At 71.9% G+C, this 17,808-nt stretch carries 13 protein-coding genes; 4 read left to right on the top strand and 9 right to left on the bottom strand.

What is annotated here, in order from left to right; all coding sequences use genetic code 11:
- Window positions 1–431 precede the first annotated feature (431 nt).
- The gene (locus ACIQNG_RS02885; RefSeq protein WP_401430078.1) at window positions 432–2,093 is read left to right on the top strand and encodes a chitinase; all 1,662 of its coding nucleotides are present in this window, start codon (window positions 432–434) and stop codon (window positions 2,091–2,093) included.
- A gap of 63 nt (window positions 2,094–2,156) precedes the next feature.
- Here ACIQNG_RS02885 and ACIQNG_RS02880 read toward each other — a convergent pair whose 3' ends face one another.
- The 3 genes from ACIQNG_RS02880 to ACIQNG_RS02870 form a co-directional block, all read right to left on the bottom strand.
- Entirely contained in the window at window positions 2,157–3,497 is a 1,341-nt protein-coding gene (locus tag ACIQNG_RS02880) for an Nramp family divalent metal transporter (RefSeq protein ID WP_401482364.1), read from the bottom strand.
- Between the two features lie 136 nt (window positions 3,498–3,633).
- Window positions 3,634–4,128, bottom strand: coding sequence for an ATP-binding protein (locus ACIQNG_RS02875; protein ID WP_401482363.1), 495 nt, complete (start codon window positions 4,126–4,128; stop codon window positions 3,634–3,636).
- An 88-nt stretch (window positions 4,129–4,216) separates the two neighbouring features.
- The gene (locus ACIQNG_RS02870) at window positions 4,217–6,760 is read right to left on the bottom strand and encodes a LuxR C-terminal-related transcriptional regulator (RefSeq protein WP_401482362.1); all 2,544 of its coding nucleotides are present in this window, start codon (window positions 6,758–6,760) and stop codon (window positions 4,217–4,219) included.
- Window positions 6,761–7,089: 329 nt separating this feature from the next.
- On the opposite strand from ACIQNG_RS02870, the gene ACIQNG_RS02865 reads away from it, so the two are divergent.
- Complete coding sequence (locus tag ACIQNG_RS02865) at window positions 7,090–8,439, top strand: M14 family metallopeptidase (protein ID WP_401482361.1); 1,350 nt, start codon at window positions 7,090–7,092, stop codon at window positions 8,437–8,439.
- A 134-nt stretch (window positions 8,440–8,573) separates the two neighbouring features.
- On the opposite strand, the gene ACIQNG_RS02860 is transcribed toward ACIQNG_RS02865, so the two are convergent.
- The 5 genes from ACIQNG_RS02860 to ACIQNG_RS02840 form a co-directional block, all read right to left on the bottom strand.
- Window positions 8,574–9,239, bottom strand: coding sequence for a hypothetical protein (locus tag ACIQNG_RS02860; RefSeq protein WP_401482360.1), 666 nt, complete (start codon window positions 9,237–9,239; stop codon window positions 8,574–8,576).
- 122 nt (window positions 9,240–9,361) lie between these two features.
- Window positions 9,362–10,852 carry a GntP family permease gene (locus ACIQNG_RS02855; RefSeq protein WP_401429602.1) on the bottom strand — a complete coding sequence of 497 codons (1,491 nt, stop codon included), beginning with the start codon at window positions 10,850–10,852 and terminating at the stop codon, window positions 9,362–9,364.
- A gap of 271 nt (window positions 10,853–11,123) precedes the next feature.
- Window positions 11,124–11,534, bottom strand: a complete 411-nt coding sequence (locus ACIQNG_RS02850; protein ID WP_401429600.1) for a RidA family protein — start codon at window positions 11,532–11,534, stop codon at window positions 11,124–11,126.
- 92 nt (window positions 11,535–11,626) lie between these two features.
- Window positions 11,627–12,376, bottom strand: a complete 750-nt coding sequence (locus ACIQNG_RS02845; protein WP_401429598.1) for an IclR family transcriptional regulator — start codon at window positions 12,374–12,376, stop codon at window positions 11,627–11,629.
- On the bottom strand, window positions 12,373–13,566 hold the full coding sequence (locus ACIQNG_RS02840) for a sugar kinase (RefSeq protein ID WP_401482359.1): 1,194 nt from the start codon (window positions 13,564–13,566) through the stop codon (window positions 12,373–12,375). The genes ACIQNG_RS02845 and ACIQNG_RS02840 overlap by 4 nt, the downstream gene beginning before the upstream one ends.
- 133 nt (window positions 13,567–13,699) lie before the next feature.
- Here ACIQNG_RS02840 and ACIQNG_RS02835 point away from each other — a divergent pair, with 133 nt between their 5' ends.
- The gene (locus ACIQNG_RS02835; RefSeq protein ID WP_401482358.1) at window positions 13,700–15,016 is read left to right on the top strand and encodes an amino acid deaminase; all 1,317 of its coding nucleotides are present in this window, start codon (window positions 13,700–13,702) and stop codon (window positions 15,014–15,016) included.
- Between the two features lie 93 nt (window positions 15,017–15,109).
- Window positions 15,110–16,729, top strand: a complete 1,620-nt coding sequence (locus ACIQNG_RS02830) for an amidohydrolase family protein (RefSeq protein ID WP_401482357.1) — start codon at window positions 15,110–15,112, stop codon at window positions 16,727–16,729.
- Between the two features lie 12 nt (window positions 16,730–16,741).
- Here ACIQNG_RS02830 and ACIQNG_RS02825 read toward each other — a convergent pair whose 3' ends face one another.
- Window positions 16,742–17,755 carry a serine protease gene (locus tag ACIQNG_RS02825; RefSeq protein ID WP_401482356.1) on the bottom strand — a complete coding sequence of 338 codons (1,014 nt, stop codon included), beginning with the start codon at window positions 17,753–17,755 and terminating at the stop codon, window positions 16,742–16,744.
- Window positions 17,756–17,808: the final 53 nt, after the last annotated feature.

Here is a 17,808-nt window from a genome sequence, read left to right as displayed (position 1 = left end):
CAAGTCACGCCAAATCAGGGCAGGTGAGGCATCGCGTCGAAGCCGGGTCGCGGCCACGCCGGAGTCCGGCCGGAGATCGCGCCTCGCCCCGACTTGGTCTGGACCTCTTGACAACCCAATTGGTCTGGACCACCGTTGACGCCAACGGTGGCCACCGTTCCCCTTCTTGACACCTCTGGCACCTCCAGCGCTCCCCTTTCGCACGCTCCCCGCACGCCTCGCAGCACCCGCACTCCCCGCACGCCCCGCACTCCCCGCACTTCCTGGGCTCACCCCCTCGTTCTCTTCGCTCTTCCTCGTTCTTCGCCTTCTCCCCTCACCCCGACTCCCCATCGGAGGGCCGCGTGGATCTCGTACGGAACAGATGGCACAGACGGAACAGACGGAACACCGGTACCAGCACCAGCACGCGCCGGAGCGGACGCACCCGGCTGCTGGCCGGGGCCACCATCGCCGCCCTCGCCTTCTCCTTGTCGACGGCCGTCGAGGCGTCCGCCGCCGACCTCAACAACGCCAAGAACGCCGGTTTCGAGTCCGGTCTGAGCAACTGGACCTGTTCGGCGAACAGCGGCACCGCGGTGACGACCCCGGTGCGTACCGGCACCTCGGCCCTCCGGGCCGCCCCGACCGGCCAGGACAACGCCCGCTGCTCGCAGACGGTGGCGGTCCAGCCGAACTCGACGTACACACTGAGCGCGTGGGTGCAGGGCGGCTTCGCCTACCTGGGCGCGACCGGCACCGGAACGACGGACGTCTCGACCTGGACGCCGGACAGCGCGTCGTGGAAGCAACTGCAGACGACGTTCCGCACCGGCGCCTCCACCACCTCGGTGACCGTCTACACCCACGGCTGGTACGGCCAGTCCGCCTACCACGTGGACGACGTCTCGGTCTTCGGCCCCGACGGCGGCGGTGGCACCGACCCCGGCCCGACCATCCCCACCGCTCCCACGGGCGTGGCGGCCACCGGCACCTCCTCCTCGGCGATCTCGCTGACCTGGAACACCGTCTCGGGCGCGACCGGCTACACCATCTACCGGGACGGCACCCGCGTCACGGCCGTGACGGGCACCTCGGCGTCGGTGACCGGCCTGGCCGCCGACACGTCGTACTCCTTCCAGGTGACGGCGACCAACGCGGCCGGTGAGTCACCCAGGTCGGCGACGGTGACGGGGCGCACCCTGCCGACCGGCGGCGGTGGCGGCACCGTGCCCAAGCACGCGGTGACCGGCTACTGGCAGAACTTCAACAACGGGGCCGCGGTCCAGCGCCTCTCGGACGTCCCGGCGGCGTACGACATCATCGCGGTGGCCTTCGCGGACGCCACGACCACCCCGGGCGCGGTCACCTTCAACCTGGCCTCGGCGGCGCTGAACGGCTACACCGTCGACCAGTTCAAGGCGGACATCCGCGCCAAGCAGGCGGCCGGCAAGAAGGTCATCATCTCGGTCGGCGGCGAACTGGGCACGGTCGCGGTCAACAACTCCACCTCGGCGACGAACTTCTCGAACTCGGTGTACGCGCTGATGCAGGAGTACGGCTTCGACGGCGTCGACATCGACCTGGAGAACGGCCTCAACGCGACCTACATGACCCAGGCGCTGCGCTCGCTGTCCGCGAAGGCGGGCCCGTCGATGGTCCTGACCATGGCTCCGCAGACGCTGGACATGCAGTCGACGTCCGGCTCGTACTTCCAGACGGCGCTGAACGTGCGGGACATCCTCACGGTCGTCAACACCCAGTACTACAACAGCGGCGCCATGCTGGGCTGTGACGGCAAGGTCTACAGCCAGGGCACGGTCGACTTCCTCACCGCGCTGGCCTGCATCCAGCTGGAGGGCGGCCTGGCCCCGTCCCAGGTCGGCCTGGGCCTGCCGGCCTCGACCCGCGCGGCCGGCGGCGGCTACGTCTCCCCGTCCGTCGTCAACGCCGCCCTGGACTGCCTCACCCGAGGCACCAACTGCGGCACCTTCAAGCCGGCCCGCACCTACCCCGAGCTGCGCGGCGCGATGACCTGGTCCACCAACTGGGACGCCACGGCGGGCAACGCGTGGTCCAACGCGGTGGGCCCGCACGTGGACGCGCTCCCGTAACCCGGCCCACCACCAAGAAGCGACGCCCGGACCTCCGAGGGGGAGGCCCGGGCGTCGCTTCGGTCAGAAGAACTCCGACCACGGCTGGTCCCAGATCTGTTTGATGCAGAGGGTCAGGAAGAGCAGGCCCGCCGCGGCCAGCATCGTGTTGCTGAGGGGGCCGTTGCGCCATTCGCGGGGGGTGCGAGGGGAGTTGAGGAGCCAGAGAAGGGTGCCGGCGAGGAAGGGGAGGAAGGCGGCGCCCAGGACGCCGTAGAGGATGACGAGGCGGAAGGGCTGGTCCTGGAAGAGCAGGACCATGGGCGGGAAGGTGAGCCAGAGGAGGTAGACGCGGAAGGGCCAGGAGCGTTCGCGGCGGCCGGAGGCGACCTGCTCTCCGGTCAGGTTCTCCGTGTCCGCCTCGTTCTTCTTGCCGTAGCGGGCCACGAAGTCGGCGAACATCAGGCTCACCCCGTGCCAGACCCCGATCAGGGACGTGAAGGAGGTCGCGAAGAAGCCGATGAGGAAGAACGTGGCCGTCGCCGCACCGTACTCGTCCTCCAGGATGTCGCCGAGCTGGATCAGGCCCTTGTCGCCGCTCTCGATGGCCACGTTCGCGGAGTGGAGGAGTTCCGCGCCGACGAAGAGCATCGCCACCACGAAGATGCCGGTCGTCGCGTACGCCACCCGGTTGTCCAGGCGCATGATCTTCATCCAGCCGGTGTCGGTCCAGCCCTTGGCGTTGACCCAGTAGCCGTACGCCGCGAGGGTGATCGTGCCGCCGACGCCGCCGATCAGACCCAGGGTGTTGAGGATGGAGTCCTTCTCGTCGGGGAGGACCGGCAGCAGGCCCGCCAGGGCGTCGCCGAGGTTCGGGGTCACCCGGATCGCCAGGTACACCGTCACCACGAACATGACGCCCACCAGGACCGTCATGACCTTCTCGAACACCGCGTACTTGTTGAACCAGACGAACACCAGCCCCACCAGACCGCACGCGATGGCCCACCACTTCAGGTCCATCACATCCGGGAACAGCGCCTGGAGCGGCAGGGCGCTGGACGACATCGCCGCCGCGCCGTACACGAAGCCCCAGATCACGACGTAGACCGCGAAGAACCAGGTCGTCCAGCGGCCCAGGCTCGCCCAGCCGTCGAACAGGGTGCGGCCGGTCGACAGGTGCCAGCGGCCCGCCGCCTCCGCCAGGGAGATCTTCACCAGGCAGCCGATCACCGCGGCCCACAGCAGGGTGTAGCCGAAGTTGCTGCCCGCGATGAGGGTGGCGACCAGGTCACCGGCGCCGACACCCGTCGCGGCCACCACGATGCCGGGACCGATGTACCGCCAGCTCGACTTGCGCCGGCCGGTGGCCGGATCTGCGTCAGGCGCTCTGGTCTCCGAGGTGTTTCCCGTGGTGTCCGCCATGGACGACAAGTAACGCGAAGGGTCCCGCACGGACAAGGGGGCGTGCGGCGATCTTCACATCTTCACTTCCTCATCGCAAACGTCTGCGGGGTGGGTGCCGGACCCCGCGACGCCGGGATGATCCAGACGACAGGCCCTAAGGCTGTCGCCGATCGCAGCCGTCGCACACGCAGGTGCCCAATTCGAACCAGACGGTCCCGCCCGGTCCGTCGGGCTCGCAGCCCCAGCGCCGGGCCAGCGCCGCCACCAGGAACATGCCTCGGTCGCCGGGGGTCGGGCGGGCGCAGCCGGTGCCGTCGCCCAGTCCCCCGATCTCGCCGATCTCACAGCGCAGCACCCCGTGCGCCGCCATCAGCGAGAGGGTGATGCGGTCGCCGGTGGAGTGCAGCAGGGCGTGGGTCGCCACCTCGCTGACCAGGAGCGCCGTCGTGTCCGTCAGGTCCTGGGAGGCGTCCGGTTCGGCCAGGCCCCACTCCTCCAGGTGCCGGCGCACCGCCGCGCGGGCCTCGCGGACCGCGGAGGGGCGGGGGGCGTACGTGGCGCTCAAGTGGCCCGCCCGCAGCGGGGGCTGGGGGAATGCCCCGGACGCGGAGTGGGGGGCCGGGCGGCGGTTCCCGTAGAGCTGGAGCATGGCTCCAGGGTGGCCGCCGGGCTCGCGTCCGGCACGGGGAGGACTACCCCAATCGCTACCTGCGCGCCCCCGGCAGGCAGGGGTGGCGTCATCTGCGGGCGGTCACCCATGCCGCGATCTGGCTGCGGCTCGTGAAGCCGAGCTTGGTGAGGATGCGTTCCACATGGCCCTCGGCGGTGCGGCGGGCGATGACGAGGCGGTCGGCGATCTGCTGGTTGGCGAGGCCCTCGGCGACAAGGTGGGCGACCTCGTTCTCGCGCCGGGTGAGCGGGGCCGCGGCCGGGGCGGTGACGGTACGGGCGGGTGGGGGTCTGCGCTCGTCCAGGGCGTGGCCGACGATCTCCGCCAGGCCGAGCGAGCCGCCGTGGTCGTACGCCTTGCGGTAGCGCTCGGCGCCCATGGTCCGGCTGGTCAGCTCCTCGGTGTGCGCGCGGGCGGAGTTGAGGGCGGCGGAGCCCCAGCGGTGGCGGTCGACGTCGGCCCAGACGCGGTCGGCGCCGCCGAGCAGCACGGCGGCCCGCTCGTAGGCGCCGCGCAGGGCGGCGATACGGGCGAGCAGGTCGAGGGTGAGGCCGATGCCCACCACGTCGTGGACGGCCCGTTTCAGGTCGAGGGCCTCGCGGGCGTGGCGTTCGGCGCGCGGGAGGTCGTCCTTGAGGGTGTGGGCGAGGGCCAGCATGCGCAGCACGTAGGAGAGGACCCATTCGTCGCCGTGCCGTTCGCACAGGCGCCGGGTCTCCTCGCTGACCTCGATCGAGCGGTCCGGGTCGCCCAGGAGGGCCAGCGCGCAGGCGAGTTCGACGCGGTCGAGGCCGTGCAGGCCGAGGTCCTGGCCGGGGACGCGGCCCCGGGCGACGGTGGCGCGGAAGTGGTCCAGGGCGCCCGGGAGGTCGTCGCTGAAGAGCCGTATGACGCCTACGACGTGTTCGGCGTGGGCCGCCTCCGCCGGGTCGCCGAGGCTCAGGGCCAGGTCGCGGGCCTGTTCGGCCCGGTCCCGGCCGCGGGTGAGGTCTTCGGGGCAGCCGGCGAGGAGGGCGGAGGTCCACAGTGCGCGGGCGCGGTCGCGGGTGGGGGCGGGGTTGGCGTCGAGGGCGCGGTCGAGCCAGTGGCGGCCCTCGCGGGGGGCGCCGCAGGCGTGCCAGTAGAACCAGAGGGTGCCGGCCAGGCGCAGGGCGCGGGGGGCCTCTCCGGGGGTGGTGAGGGCGAAGTCGAGGGCGGCGCGCAGGTTGTCCTGGTCGGCGCGGAGCCGGGCCACGGTCCGTCGCTGGCCGGGGCCGAACCAGGTGCGTTCGTACTCGGTGGCCCGGCGCTGGATCCACGCCAGGTGACGGCGGCGGGCGGCGGCCTCCTCGCCGGGGCGCGAGCGTAGTTTCTCCAGGCCGTAGTGGCGGAGGGTGTCGAGGAGGCGGTAGCGGACGCCGTCGTCCGAGGGGTGGCGGGGGTCGGGGGCGCGCGGGTCGGGGTCGGGGGCGGGAGGACCGGAGTCGCGGGGGTCGAAGTCGCGGGGATCGGGAGCGCGGGGATCGGGGGCGCGGGGATCGGGGGCGCGGGGATCGGGGGCGCGGGGATCGGGGGCGGCGCGTGGGGTGGTAGGTGGGGTCCTGCGGGGGGTGTCGCGTGGGGTGTCGGTCCTGTCCGCGTCGCTGGCGGGAGGCTCCGGTTCCCGGCACAGGACCGACTTGTCGACCAGTCCCGCCACCGCTTCCAGGACGTCGTGCGGGCGTACGCGTTCACCGTCCGCGCACACCGCCTCCGCGGTCTCCAGGTCGAAGCTTCCGGCGAGGACTCCGGCCCTGGCCCACACCGACTGTTCCTGTTCCGTGCAGAGTTCGTGGCTCCAGTCGACCGCGGCGCCGAGGGTCTGGTGGCGGGGCAGGACGGTGGGGCTGCCGGTGGTCAGGAGGCGGTAGCGGTCGTCGAGGCGGTCGATGAGCTGTTCCACGCCGAGGACGCGCATACGGACGGCGGCGAGTTCGATGGCGAGCGGGAGTCCGTCCAGCCGGCGGCAGAGCCGGGCGACGGCGGCGCGGTTGGCGGCGGTGAGGCGGAAGCCGGGGACGACGGCGGCGGCCCGGTCGGCGAAGAGGGTGAGGGCGGGGCCGGGGTGGGCGGCGAGGTCGTCGTCGGGGCCGGGGACGGGGAGCGGCCGTACCTCCAGCAGGTGTTCCTCGGTCAGGCCGAGGCGGTGGCGGCTGGTGGCGAGGACGCGGACGCCGGTGGTGCCGTGCAGCAGGGCGGCGGTGAGCCGGGCGCAGGCGTCGGAGAGGTGCTCGCAGTTGTCCACGACGAGCAGGAGCCGGCGTTCGCGGACCTGTTCCACGAGGGCGTCCAGGACGGGCTGGGTGGAGTGGTCGTGGAGGCCGAGCGCGTCGGCGGCGGCGAGCGGGACGAGGTCGGGGTCGCGCAGCCCGGACAGGTGCACGAAGCGGACGCCGTCGGGGAAGGCCCGCTCGACCCGGGCCGCGATCCGTCCGGCGAGCCGGGTCTTGCCGACGCCGCCCGGTCCGGTGAGGGTCACCAGCCGGGCTCTGGCCAGCAGTTCGCGGCCCTCGTTCTGTTCACCGCGCCGGTCGACGAAGCTGGTCGTCTCGACCGGCGGCCGTCCGTCCCGTCGTGGTGCTGATCCGCCCATGATCAGCCTGTCCTGTGCGGTGGCGTGAGGTGGGGTGCCACTCTCCTCTCTCGCTCACATATATGCACGCCGCACTCATGCCTGTGAGTGCACTTGCAGTCATCCGGCGCGGGGCGGGGCGGCGACGCGTACACTGCGCGGCCGTTCGCCGCCGCCGCCTTCCTTCCTGACGGAGGGGCGCGTTGACCAGCCATCCTCCTCCCACTCTTGACCTGGGCATGCCAGACCCGGACGATGAGCGCCACCCGCACGTCGCTCCGAAGAACCACCCCCCGCTCCACTCCCCACGTCCGGAGACCCCGGAACTCATGGAGAAACAAGGAGACTTCATGCGACTTCGCCTACGCGGCCCAGGCACCGGCAGACGCAATGCCGCCCTCGCCGTCCTGCTCGCCCTCGCGCTCGCCGCGCCCCTCTCGGGCACCGCCGGTGACGCCAGCGCGGACAGCGCGAGCAAGCCGAAGGCATCGGCGGACGACATCCGCCAGTACGAGATCCACCAGCGGACCACCCCCGCCGAACGGACCGCGCTCCAGCGCACCGGCGTCACCGTCGACGAGGCCCATGAGCACGGCGTCGTCGTCTCCGGCCGCGCCGACCAGATCAAGAAGGTGCGCGCGCTCGGCTACGAGGTCACCGCGCTCGGCGCCGCCCCCGACCGCTCGGCCGGCGAGGACGACGTACGACTGCTCGACTTCCCGTCGGCCGACTCGCGCTACCACAACTACGCGGAGATGACGACGGAGATCAACTCGATCGTCGCCGCCAACCCCTCCATCGCCTCCCAGCGCACCATCGGCCGCACCTACCAGGGCCGGAACATCGTCGCCATCAAGATCAGCGACAATGTGGCGACCGACGAGGCCGAGCCCGAGGTGCTGTTCACCCACCACCAGCACGCCCGCGAGCACCTCACCGTCGAGATGGCGCTGTATCTGCTGCGCGAGCTGACCAGCGACTACGGCACCGACTCCCGGGTGAAGAACATGGTCGACAACCGGGAGATCTGGATCGTGCCCGACCTGAACCCGGACGGCGGCGAGTACGACATCGCCACCGGCTCCTACCGTTCCTGGCGCAAGAACCGGCAGCCCAACACCGGCTCCTCGTACGTCGGTACGGACCTCAACCGCAACTGGGCCTACCGCTGGGGCTGCTGCGGCGGCTCCTCCGGCTCCGCCTCCTCGGACACCTACCGCGGAACCGCCGCCGAGTCGGCGCCCGAGGTGAAGGTGGTCGCCGACTTCGTACGCAGCCGGGTGGTCGGCGGGCGGCAGCAGATCACGGCCGGGGTGGACTTCCACACGTACAGCGAACTGGTGCTGTGGCCGTACGGGTACACATACTCGGACACCGCGGCCGGGATGACCGCGGACGACCGCAACGCGTTCGCCGCGGTCGGGCAGAAGATGGCCGCCAGCAACGGCTACACGCCGGAGCAGTCCAGCGATCTGTACATCACCGACGGGTCGATCGACGACTGGCTGTGGGGCAGTCAGAAGATCTTCGGGTACACCTTCGAGATGTACCCGTCCTCGGCCGGCGGAGGCGGCTTCTACCCGCCCGACGAGGTGATCGAACGGGAGACCTCCCGCAACCGGGACGCCGTCCTGCAATTGCTGGAGAACGCCGACTGTATGTACCGGTCCATCGGCAAGGAGACCCAGTACTGCAGCTAGCCGCGGCTGGGGGCACCACCTGAGAGCCCCTCAAAGCCCCTCAGAGCCCCTGAAAGGCCCCTGAGAGCCACCCGAGAGCCACCTGAAATCCCTTGAGATCCCTGACGGCCCTGGTCCCCGACCAGGGCCGTGCTCTAGGTGGTCGGCTCCTCCCGCGCCTCGGACGCGTCCTTCTCGGCCTTGGCGTCGGTGTCGGTGTCGGTGTCGGCGTCGTCGGCCTTCTCCGGCTCGCCCTCCTCGAAGTACGCGTCCAGGACCGCGTCGATCCGCTCGTCCCACTCCTTGTGGTCCGAGCGGGACTTGGCCTCGATCTCGATCGGGTACCAACGGCGGTCCGGGGTGTGGACGGTGATCGTGTACCGCTTGCCGAACCGCGGTGTCACGGTCTCTATCGCGCCGATCTCGTCCCAGCGGAACTCGCACCGCTGGTCGTCGAGGCCGAGGCGGACGCCCTGGGCGTCGGCGACGATACGGGCGCGGCGGTCGGCGGCCTCGAAGACGGGGCCGTCGGCCGCCTTCCGCGCGGCCTCCGCGTCCGTCCCGGTGTCCGTCTCCGCGTCCGTCGCCGATTCCGCGTCGGGATCGGCGCCGGCGCCTGCGTCGGTGCCGTCGTCCGCGTCGGGTTGCGCCGGCTCGGGGGCCGCGCCCTCGGCCGCCGTCCCGTCGGCGGACAGGTCCTCCGCCTCGTCGACCGCGTCCTCCGGCTCCGCCGGCGCGGGCTGTGTGAGCCCGGGGATGTGTGCCGGGTTCACCCCGGCGTCCAGGGGCTGACTGCTCGTACCTATGCGTTGCTGCTCCACAGGTCCGCAGTATGGTCGACAAACCTGTGTCCGAGACAGCCAGCCCCCTACTTCGTTACGGCGACGATGCCCAACAGGGGCCTCGAACGCCCCCAATACGGCGCGAGCCGACCAGGGCCCGTCTAGACGAAGAGGCTGAGCACCGCCGCCGCGGCGAAGCCCGCCACCGACAGCACCGACTCCAGGACCGTCCACGTCTTCAGGGTGTCCCGCTCGCTGATGCCGAAGTACTTGGCGACGATCCAGAAGCCGCCGTCGTTGACGTGCGAGGCGAAGATCGAGCCCGCCGAGATGGCCATGATGACCAACGCCACGAACGCCTGCGAGTGATCGCCCTCGGCGAGCAGCGGGGCCACGATGCCCGCGGTCGTGACGATCGCCACGGTCGCCGAGCCCTGGGCGACCCGCAGGACGAGGGAGATCAGATAGGACAGGACGATGAGCGGGAGCCCGACGTCGTTGAAGGTGTCGGACAGCGCCTGGGCGACACCGCTGGCCTTGAGGACGGCGCCGAAGACCCCGCCCGCGCCGACCACCAGCAGGATGTTGCCGACCGGCTTCAGGGACGAGGTGGAGACCGTCTCCAGGGACTTGCGGGACCAGCCGCGCCGGATGCCGAGGACGTAGTAGGCGAGGAGCAGCGCGATGGTCAGGGCCACGAAGGGGTGGCCGAAGAACTCGATGACCGAGCGGACGGTGGAGGGGTCGAGGGCGATCGAGGAGAAGGTCGCGGCGAGGATCAGCAGCAGCGGCGTACCGATGATGGCGAGGACGGTGCCGAGGGCGACGGGCTCCTCACGGGGTTCGACGCCCGCGGCGCGCTGCTCGGCGAGGACGGCCTCCTTGGCCTCGTCGGCGGCCTCGACCATGTCCTGCGGGACGGGCACGAAGATCTTCCGGCCGATCCACGCGGAGTACGCCCAGGCGGCGAGGACGGCGGGGACACCGCAGACGACGCCCATGAGGATCACCCAGCCGAGGTCCACCTTGAGCAGTCCGGCGGCGGCCACCGGGCCGGGGTGCGGCGGCAGGAAGGCGTGGGTCATCGAGAGACCGGCCAGCAGCGGCAGACAGTAGAGCAGGATCGATTTGCCGGAGCGCTTGGCGGCGGCGTAGACGATCGGCGCGAGGACGAAGATGCCGACGTCGAAGAAGACCGGGATACCGAAGATCACACCGGTCAGGCCCATGGCGAGCGGGGCGCGTTTCTCGCCGAAGAGGCCGAGGAGGCGGGAGGCGAGCACCTGGGCGCCGCCGCTGACTTCGAGGATGGCGCCGAGCATGGTGCCGAGGCCGATGATGATGGCGACATGGCCGAGGATGCCGCCCATGCCGGACTCGATGGTGGAGACGGCGTCGGAGCGCTGGACGGTGCCGAAGAGTTCGGTGACCGAGAGGCCGGCCATCAGGCCGACGGCGATGGAGACCGCGAGCAGCGCGACGAACGGCTGGAGCCGGGTCTTGATGATCAGGAACAGCAGCAGGGCGATACCGATGGCGGCGACGGTCAGCAGTCCGGCCGTGCCGTCGATGAGCAGGAGCAGTCCACCGGTGTGGGGTGGGGCCTCCGCCGCGGGCGCCGAGGCGGCGAGCGGGATGGATATGTGGGACATGTGGGGGTCCTCTGGTCGGACACATGGTGGTTCTGGGCGTCACGCGGGGTGATTCTGGGTGTGGGGAAGTGCGGCACGGCGTCGTGGAGACGCCGTGCCGGGGGATGTACGTACGGGGTGGGGTGCGGGGGCGGGGTGCGGGGTGCGGGCCCCGAGGCCGCGGCCCCGGGCCGCGGGCGGGGAGGCCGGGCGGCCGGTCAGCAGGTCGGCCAGTCGGTCGGCCGGCCGGGAGGCTCGTGGGCGGGCCGGGAGGCTCGTGGGTCGGGGTCGGTCAGCCCAGGACGGCCAGCGCGTCGATCTCGATGAGCAGGCCGGCGGGGAGGCCGACGTAGACGGTGGTGCGGGCGGCGGGCGGGGCGGTGAGGCCCTGCTCCTCGAAGTAGGTGTTGTAGATCTGGTTCATCTCGGCGAAGTGGTCGACGTCGGTGAGATAGACGCGGATCATCATCACGTCGTCCCAGCTCGCGCCGCCCTCCTCCAGGATCGCCTTGACGTTGGCGAGGGTCTGGAGGGTCTGCTCGCGCAGGGTGGGGCCGGCCGGGGTCGGGGGCTGGCCCTCTACGGCGGGCAGGAAGCCGACCTGGCCGGCGACCTGGAGGATGTTGCCCTTGCGCACGCCGTGCGAGAACTTCGCGGGCGGGGTGGTGTGGGTCGCGGGGGTGAGGGCGGTCTTCTCGGTCATACGCGGTCCTTCACAATCTTCTGTGCTGTCTGGATCTTCTGTGCTGTGTGGAGCTTCTGTGCTGTCTGCATCTTGTGTGCTTGTCCGGCGGGTCAGGCGTGGGTTCTGCCGGAGTACTCGCCGCTGATGGCGTCCGCGGTGCGGCGCACGAGCGGAAGCAGGGTGAGGAGTTCGTCGGCGGTGACGACGACGTTGGGCGCCGACACCGACATGGCGGCGACGACCCGGCCGTCGGCGCCTCGGATGGGGGCGCCGATGCAGTTGATGGACTCCTCGTGGCCGCCGAGGTCGGTGGCCCAGCCCTGTTCGCGCACCTTGACCAACTCCTTGAGGAAGGCGTCGGCGTGCGGTGTCGAACGGGCCGTGTACATGGGGTAGTCGAGCTTCTCCGCGAGGGCGCGGCGCTCGGGTTCGGGAAGGTCGGCGAGGAGCAGTTTGGCGACCGCGGCGACCGTGATGGCCACGGGCTTGCCGATGCGCGAGTACATGCGTACCGGGTAGCGGCTCTCCACCTTGTCGATGTAGAGGACCTCGTTCTCCTCGTAGACGGCGAGGTGGACGGTGTGTCCGACGGCCTCGTTGAGGCGGGCGAGGTGGGGGTGGGCGATCTCCCGGATGTCCAGGTTCTCCATGGCCTCCTGGGCGAGCGCGAAGAGCCGGGCGCCCAGGCGGTAGCGCTGGTCGGACTGGCGGTAGACGAAGCCGTGCTCGTGCAGGGTGCGGAGGAGGCGCAGGGCGGTGGACTTGTGGACGCCGAGGCGTTCGGCGACCTGCCCGAGATCGGCGGGTCCCTCGGCGAGCAACGGCAGGATGCTCAGCGCGCGGTCGACGGTCTGGCTCATGGGGTTCTTACCTCCTCCTCGGCCCGGTCGGCGGCGTGGGTCCAGCCGGGTCCGAGTCGCAGTCTCCCCCACGCCTCGTCGTCCAGTGCGACAAGCCGGTCGGCCCGGTCCCGCGCGGGAGGGACGGCGAGGTCGCCGGGGACGGTCAGGGCGGCGGCGGCCATGAGGTGGCCGTGCCGCAGCCGGTCCCGCACGGACAGGCCGCGCAGGGTGGCGGAGAGGAAACCCGCGGCGAAGGCGTCGCCCGCGCCGACGGCCGCCGTGACGGTGACCTGGGGGGCGGGGACGAAGGTGACCGGGGGCCGGCGGTCGCCCCGGGTACCCGACGGCCGGTCGCCCTCCCGGGTACCCGACGGCTGATGACCGACCCCGCTGCCCTGCGGCCGGTCGTCGCCCCGCACGAAGGCGGTCGCGCCCTTGCCGCCGTCCTTGACCACGACCACGTCGGGTTCCGGGAGCAGTTCGCGGATGCGTTCGGGCCCGCCCGTGACCCCCCATGCCTCCTCGGCCTCGTCGAGTCCGACGAAGACGATGTCGGCGCCGCGGGCGAGTTCCAGGAGCACGCCGGAGCCGTCACGGCGGGAGGAACCGGAGACCGCGGACCCGTCACCGCCGGAGTCGGTCGAGTCCTCGCGCGCGGCCGTCCACAGCCGGGAGCGGTAGTTGACGTCGAAGGAGACCAGGGGGCGCCCGGGGTGGGGTGCGGTCAGTTCGCGCAGCAGTTCCCGGCAGTCCTCGGACAGCGCGGCCGTGATCCCCGACAGATGCAGGATCCGCCCGGCCCGCAGCGCCGCCCGGTCCATGGTGTCGACCGACATGGCCGAGGCGGCGGACCCGGTGCGGTAGTACGCCACCTCGTGGGCGTCGGTGGCCCGGTCCCCGGCGGTGCGGAAGTAGATCCCGGTGGGCCGGTGCGGATCGCGGCGCACGGCGGAGGTGTCGACACCGTAACCGCCGATGGCCTCGATGAGATGGTCGCCGAAGGGGTCGGCGCCCACGCGGCTGATCCAGCGGGTGGAGTGCCCGGCGGCGGCCGTCACGCACGCCAGGTTGGACTCGGCGCCGCCGATGCCGCGCTCGAAGGAAGAGACGTCGGCGAGGCGGCCTGGTGTGGAGGGAAGGAACGTGACCATGGACTCGCCTAGCGCTACGACGTCGACGACGTCGGGGGTGGGTCCGGTGACCGTCACGATGCTGTGGCTCCCTAGGGCGTGGGCGAGGCGGCTCCGTTGACCCCGCGTTGGCCGAGATGTTAGACAGCAGTAAGCGACATACGCAATGAACGTTGCACACAATGCAACACACCCCGGACCAGGAGGCTCCATGCCGCTCGACAAGGACGTCACCGGCTCCCAGGACGTCACCGGCTCGGAAGCGTTCGCCCGGCTCGCCGAGGAGCGGGTCGACCATCGCTTCAAGGGCCTCCCGCCGGACGCGACCGGCCGCACGGTGGGCGAGCTGACCGCCGAGCGCCGCAATCTGTTCACGGGCGGCTTCACCACGCCGGTGCTGGCCCTGTCCGCCGAGCGCCTGGAGCACAATCTGGCGCTGATGGAGACGTACACCGTCCGCCACGGTCTGGCCTTCGCCCCGCACGGCAAGACGTCGATGGCGCCGCAGCTCTTCCGGCGCCAGATCGAGCGCGGCGCCTGGGGCGTCACCCTCGCGGTCCCCCACCAGGTGCGGGTGGCACGGGCGTTCGGCGTCGAGCGGATCTTCCTGGCCAACGAGCTGGTCGACGCGGCGGCCCTGCGCTGGATCGCCACCGAACTCGACCGGGACCCCGCCTTCCACTTCCTGTGCTACGTCGACTCCGTGCGCGGTGTCGAGGCGATGGACGCGGCGCTGAGCGCGGCGGGCGCGACCCGCGCGGTGGACGTCGTCGTGGAACTCGCCGCCGGTGACGGCGCGCGCACGGGTGCCCGGACGGAGGCGGAGTGCGCGGCGGTGGCGGACGCGGTGGCGGCGGCCGGCACCCTGCGGCTGGCCGGGGTCGCGGGCTACGAAGGCGAGGTCCCCGACGCGACCCCGGAGCGGGTGCACGCCTGGCTGCGCCGGCTGATCGCCCTGGCGGCGGAGTTCGACGAGGCGGGCCGCTTCACGAGCGCCGGCCTGGAGGAGATCGTGGTCAGCGCGGGCGGCAGCGCCTGGTTCGACGCGGTCGCGGACGTCTTCGCGGAGATTCCCGAACTGTCGGCGCCGGTCCTGAAGCTGCTGCGTTCGGGCGCGTACGTCTCCCACGACGACGGCCACTACCGCCACCTCACCCCCTTCAACCGGGTTCCGGAGGAGGGCGCTCTGGAGCCCGCCTTCCGGCTCTGGGCGCAGGTGGTGTCGCGTCCGTCGGCGGAGCAGGCGTTCGTGAACGCGGGCAAGCGGGACGCGGCCTACGACCTGGACCTGCCGTTCGCCCAGGCGGTGCGGCGCGACGGCGCCGAGCGCCCGGCGACCGGGATCGAGGTGACGGGCCTGTCCGACCAGCACGGCTGGCTGCGCACGGCTCCGGAGGCGGACCTGGAGGTCGGCGACTGGCTCGGGATGGGGCTGTCCCACCCGTGCACCTCGTTCGACAAGTGGCAGCTGATCCCGGTGGCGGAGGCGGACGGCACGGTCGTGGAGTACGTCCGCACGTACTTCTAGCCCCCCGGCAGCCGACGCGCTGCCCGCCCGCAGGGCCCTGAGGCCCTTAGGCCCTCAGGCCCGTTCGTTCGTTTCTCTTGGAGGCCCGGCAGCATGGCAGAACTCGTCATCAGGGACGCGGATGTGGTCGACGGCACCGGCGGCCCCGCGTACCGCGCGGACGTGGTGGTGGACGGCGGCCGGATCGTCTCGATCGTGAAGGAGGCGGCAACGGCGGGCGGCCGGCGCCCTTCGGCGGCCAGGGAGCTGGACGCCGAGGGCCTGGTGCTGTCCCCCGGCTTCATCGACATGCACGCCCACAGCGATCTGGCGCTGCTGCGCGACCCCGAGCACACCGCGAAGGCCGCGCAGGGCGTCACGCTGGAGGTCATCGGCCAGGACGGGCTGTCGTACGCGCCGGTGGACGACCGTACGCTCGCCGAGGTGCGCAGCGCGATCACCGGCTGGAACGGCCACGGCGACGACATCGACTTCGACTGGCGCACGGTCGGCGAGTACCTGGACCGGCTGGACCGGGGCATCGCCGTCAACGCGGCCTACCTCATCCCCCAGGGCACGGTGCGGGCGCTGGCCGTCGGCTGGGAGGACCGGGAGGCCACCGCGACCGAGCTGGGCCGGATGCGGCGGCTGGTGGCGGAGGGCCTGGAGCAGGGCGCGGTGGGCATGTCGTCGGGCCTCACCTACACGCCGGGCATGTACGCGAAGGACGCCGAGCTGACGGAGCTGTGCCGGGTGGTGGCGTCGTACGACGGCTACTACTGCCCGCATCACCGCTCGTACGGGGCCGGGGCGCTGGAGGCGTACGAGGAGATGGTGGCGCTGACCCGGGAGGCGGGCTGCCCGCTGCACCTGGCGCACGCCACGATGAACTTCGGGGTGAACAAGGGGCGGGCGCCGGAGCTGCTGGCCCTGCTGGACGAGGCGCTGGCGGCGGGCGCCGACATCACGCTGGACACCTACCCCTACACGCCGGGCAGTACGACGCTGGCCGCGCTGCTGCCGAGCTGGGCGAACGAGGGCGGTCCCGCGCGGGCGCTGGAGCGGCTCACGGACGAGGGGACGACGGCCCGTATCCGCCACCATCTGGAGGTGCTGGGCTCCGACGGCTGCCACGGGGTGCCGGTCGAGTGGGAGACCATCGAGATCTCGGGCGTGACGAGTCCGGCGCTGGCCGAGTACGTGGGCCACACGGTCCTGGAGTCGGCGACGCGGCGCGGCGAGGAGCCGTGGACGACGGCGCACCGGCTGCTGGTGGAGGACCGTCTCGGCCCGACGATCCTCCAGCACGTCGGCCATGAGGAGAACGTCCGTCTGATCATGCGCCACGCCGTGCACACCGGCGGCTCGGACGGCATCCTCCAGGGCGCGAAGCCGCATCCGCGGGCGTACGGCACCTTCCCCGAGTACCTCGGGAGGTACGTACGGGAGCTGGGGGTGCTGTCCCTGGAGGAGTGCGTGGCGCATCTGACGTCCCGCCCGGCGGCCCGGCTGCGGCTGCCGGACCGGGGTCTGGTCAGCGAGGGCTACCGGGCGGACCTGGTGCTCTTCGACCCCGCGACGGTGGCGGCGGGCTCGTCGTTCGCGCAGCCGCGCACCCTGCCGACGGGCATCCCGCATGTCCTGGTGGACGGCCGCTTCGTGATCGAGGACGGCCGCCGCACCGATGTCCTGGCCGGCCGGGCGGTCCGCCGGACGCCGACCGCCCGGGGCTGAGCAGGCGGGCTGCTACGGCCTGGGCAGGGTGCACCCGGGGGCGTGGAGATCCAGCTTGCTGTCGAGCCCGAAGCAGGCGGTGAGCTGGTACGTCTGCTGGGCGTAGTTGATGCCCCGGCGGACGGTGACGGTGCCGTTCGCGTCCACCTCGCACGGGTTGTTGAGCGTGCAGCGCTGCCCGTTCTCGTTGCCGGTGTTGTTGACGGCGACGACCCGTCCGGTGGCCTGGTCGAGGACGGGCGATCCGGAGGTGCCGCCGATGGTGTTGCAGGCGGAGGTGTAGCGGACCGAGTCCTTCCAGGTCCAGTCGCCTTCCTTGAGGCGGTACGCGAACCCGTCGACGGAGCAGTTGTAGATCCGCTTCCAGTACCCGGAGACGACGCTGATCGCCGTCCCGGCGGCCGGGCGGGTGGCGTCGAGGGTGAGCGCGGTGATGCCGTACGAGGTGCGGATCTGGGCGTAGGTGGAGGTCAGCTGGTAGACGGCGGCGTCGGTGTCGGTCATCGTCGCGTAGGCGACCTTGTCGGCCCGCAGTGTGGCGACGCGTGTCCCCGCGGAGTTGAGCAGCCCGAACGTCCGGCTGGAGGCCCGGTCCACGATCACCTCACCGGCGGCCGGGAATCCGCTCTCCAGACAGTGCCCGTTGCTGAGCACGAGCGCGGGGTCGTCGTCCTCGGAATCGGGCATCCGCACGACGGACCCGGAGCAGTTGCTGAGGGAAACGGTCCCGGCGAAGGTGACGGCTGCGGCGGGGGCCGTCCCGGTGGCGGGGGGTATCTCGGTGCGGGGGGCGTTCTCGGCGGTGCGGGTTGCCTCGGTGCCGGGGGCCTTCCCGGCGGTGCGGGTTGCCTCGGTGCCGGGGGCCTTCCCGGCGGTGCGGGTCGTCGCGGTGCCGGGGGCCTTCCCGGCGGTGCGGGTTGCCTCGGCTGCGGGGGCCGTCTCGGCGGGGGTGGCGGCGAGCGCGGGGGCGGCGCCCATCGCGGTGGCCGCGAGCGCGGCGAGGGCGGCGAGCAGGGAGGTGCGCATGTGGGGGGTCCCCTCCTGTGACGCGATGACGGGACGGCCGGGGGTTTCCCGAC

It is taken from the genome of Streptomyces sp. NPDC091377, from assembly GCF_044757045.1.
Classification (GTDB): Bacteria; Actinomycetota; Actinomycetes; order Streptomycetales; family Streptomycetaceae; genus Streptomyces.
This window is presented reverse-complemented; position numbering and strand designations above follow the sequence as displayed.

Bases quoted from the DNA above. Each gene is read 5' to 3' on its own strand.
- ACIQNG_RS02880 (WP_401482364.1), bottom strand. From the start codon at position 3,497: ATGGCGGACACCACGGGAAACACCTCGGAGACCAGAGCGCCTGACGCA.
- ACIQNG_RS02875 (WP_401482363.1), bottom strand. From the start codon at position 4,128: ATGCTCCAGCTCTACGGGAACCGCCGCCCGGCCCCCCACTCCGCGTCC.
- ACIQNG_RS02870 (WP_401482362.1), bottom strand. From the start codon at position 6,760: ATGGGCGGATCAGCACCACGACGGGACGGACGGCCGCCGGTCGAGACG.
- ACIQNG_RS02865 (WP_401482361.1), top strand. From the start codon at position 7,090: ATGCGACTTCGCCTACGCGGCCCAGGCACCGGCAGACGCAATGCCGCC.
- ACIQNG_RS02855 (WP_401429602.1), bottom strand. From the start codon at position 10,852: ATGTCCCACATATCCATCCCGCTCGCCGCCTCGGCGCCCGCGGCGGAG.
- ACIQNG_RS02850 (WP_401429600.1), bottom strand. From the start codon at position 11,534: ATGACCGAGAAGACCGCCCTCACCCCCGCGACCCACACCACCCCGCCC.
- ACIQNG_RS02845 (WP_401429598.1), bottom strand. From the start codon at position 12,376: ATGAGCCAGACCGTCGACCGCGCGCTGAGCATCCTGCCGTTGCTCGCC.
- ACIQNG_RS02835 (WP_401482358.1), top strand. From the start codon at position 13,700: ATGCCGCTCGACAAGGACGTCACCGGCTCCCAGGACGTCACCGGCTCG.
- ACIQNG_RS02830 (WP_401482357.1), top strand. From the start codon at position 15,110: ATGGCAGAACTCGTCATCAGGGACGCGGATGTGGTCGACGGCACCGGC.
- ACIQNG_RS02825 (WP_401482356.1), bottom strand. From the start codon at position 17,755: ATGCGCACCTCCCTGCTCGCCGCCCTCGCCGCGCTCGCGGCCACCGCG.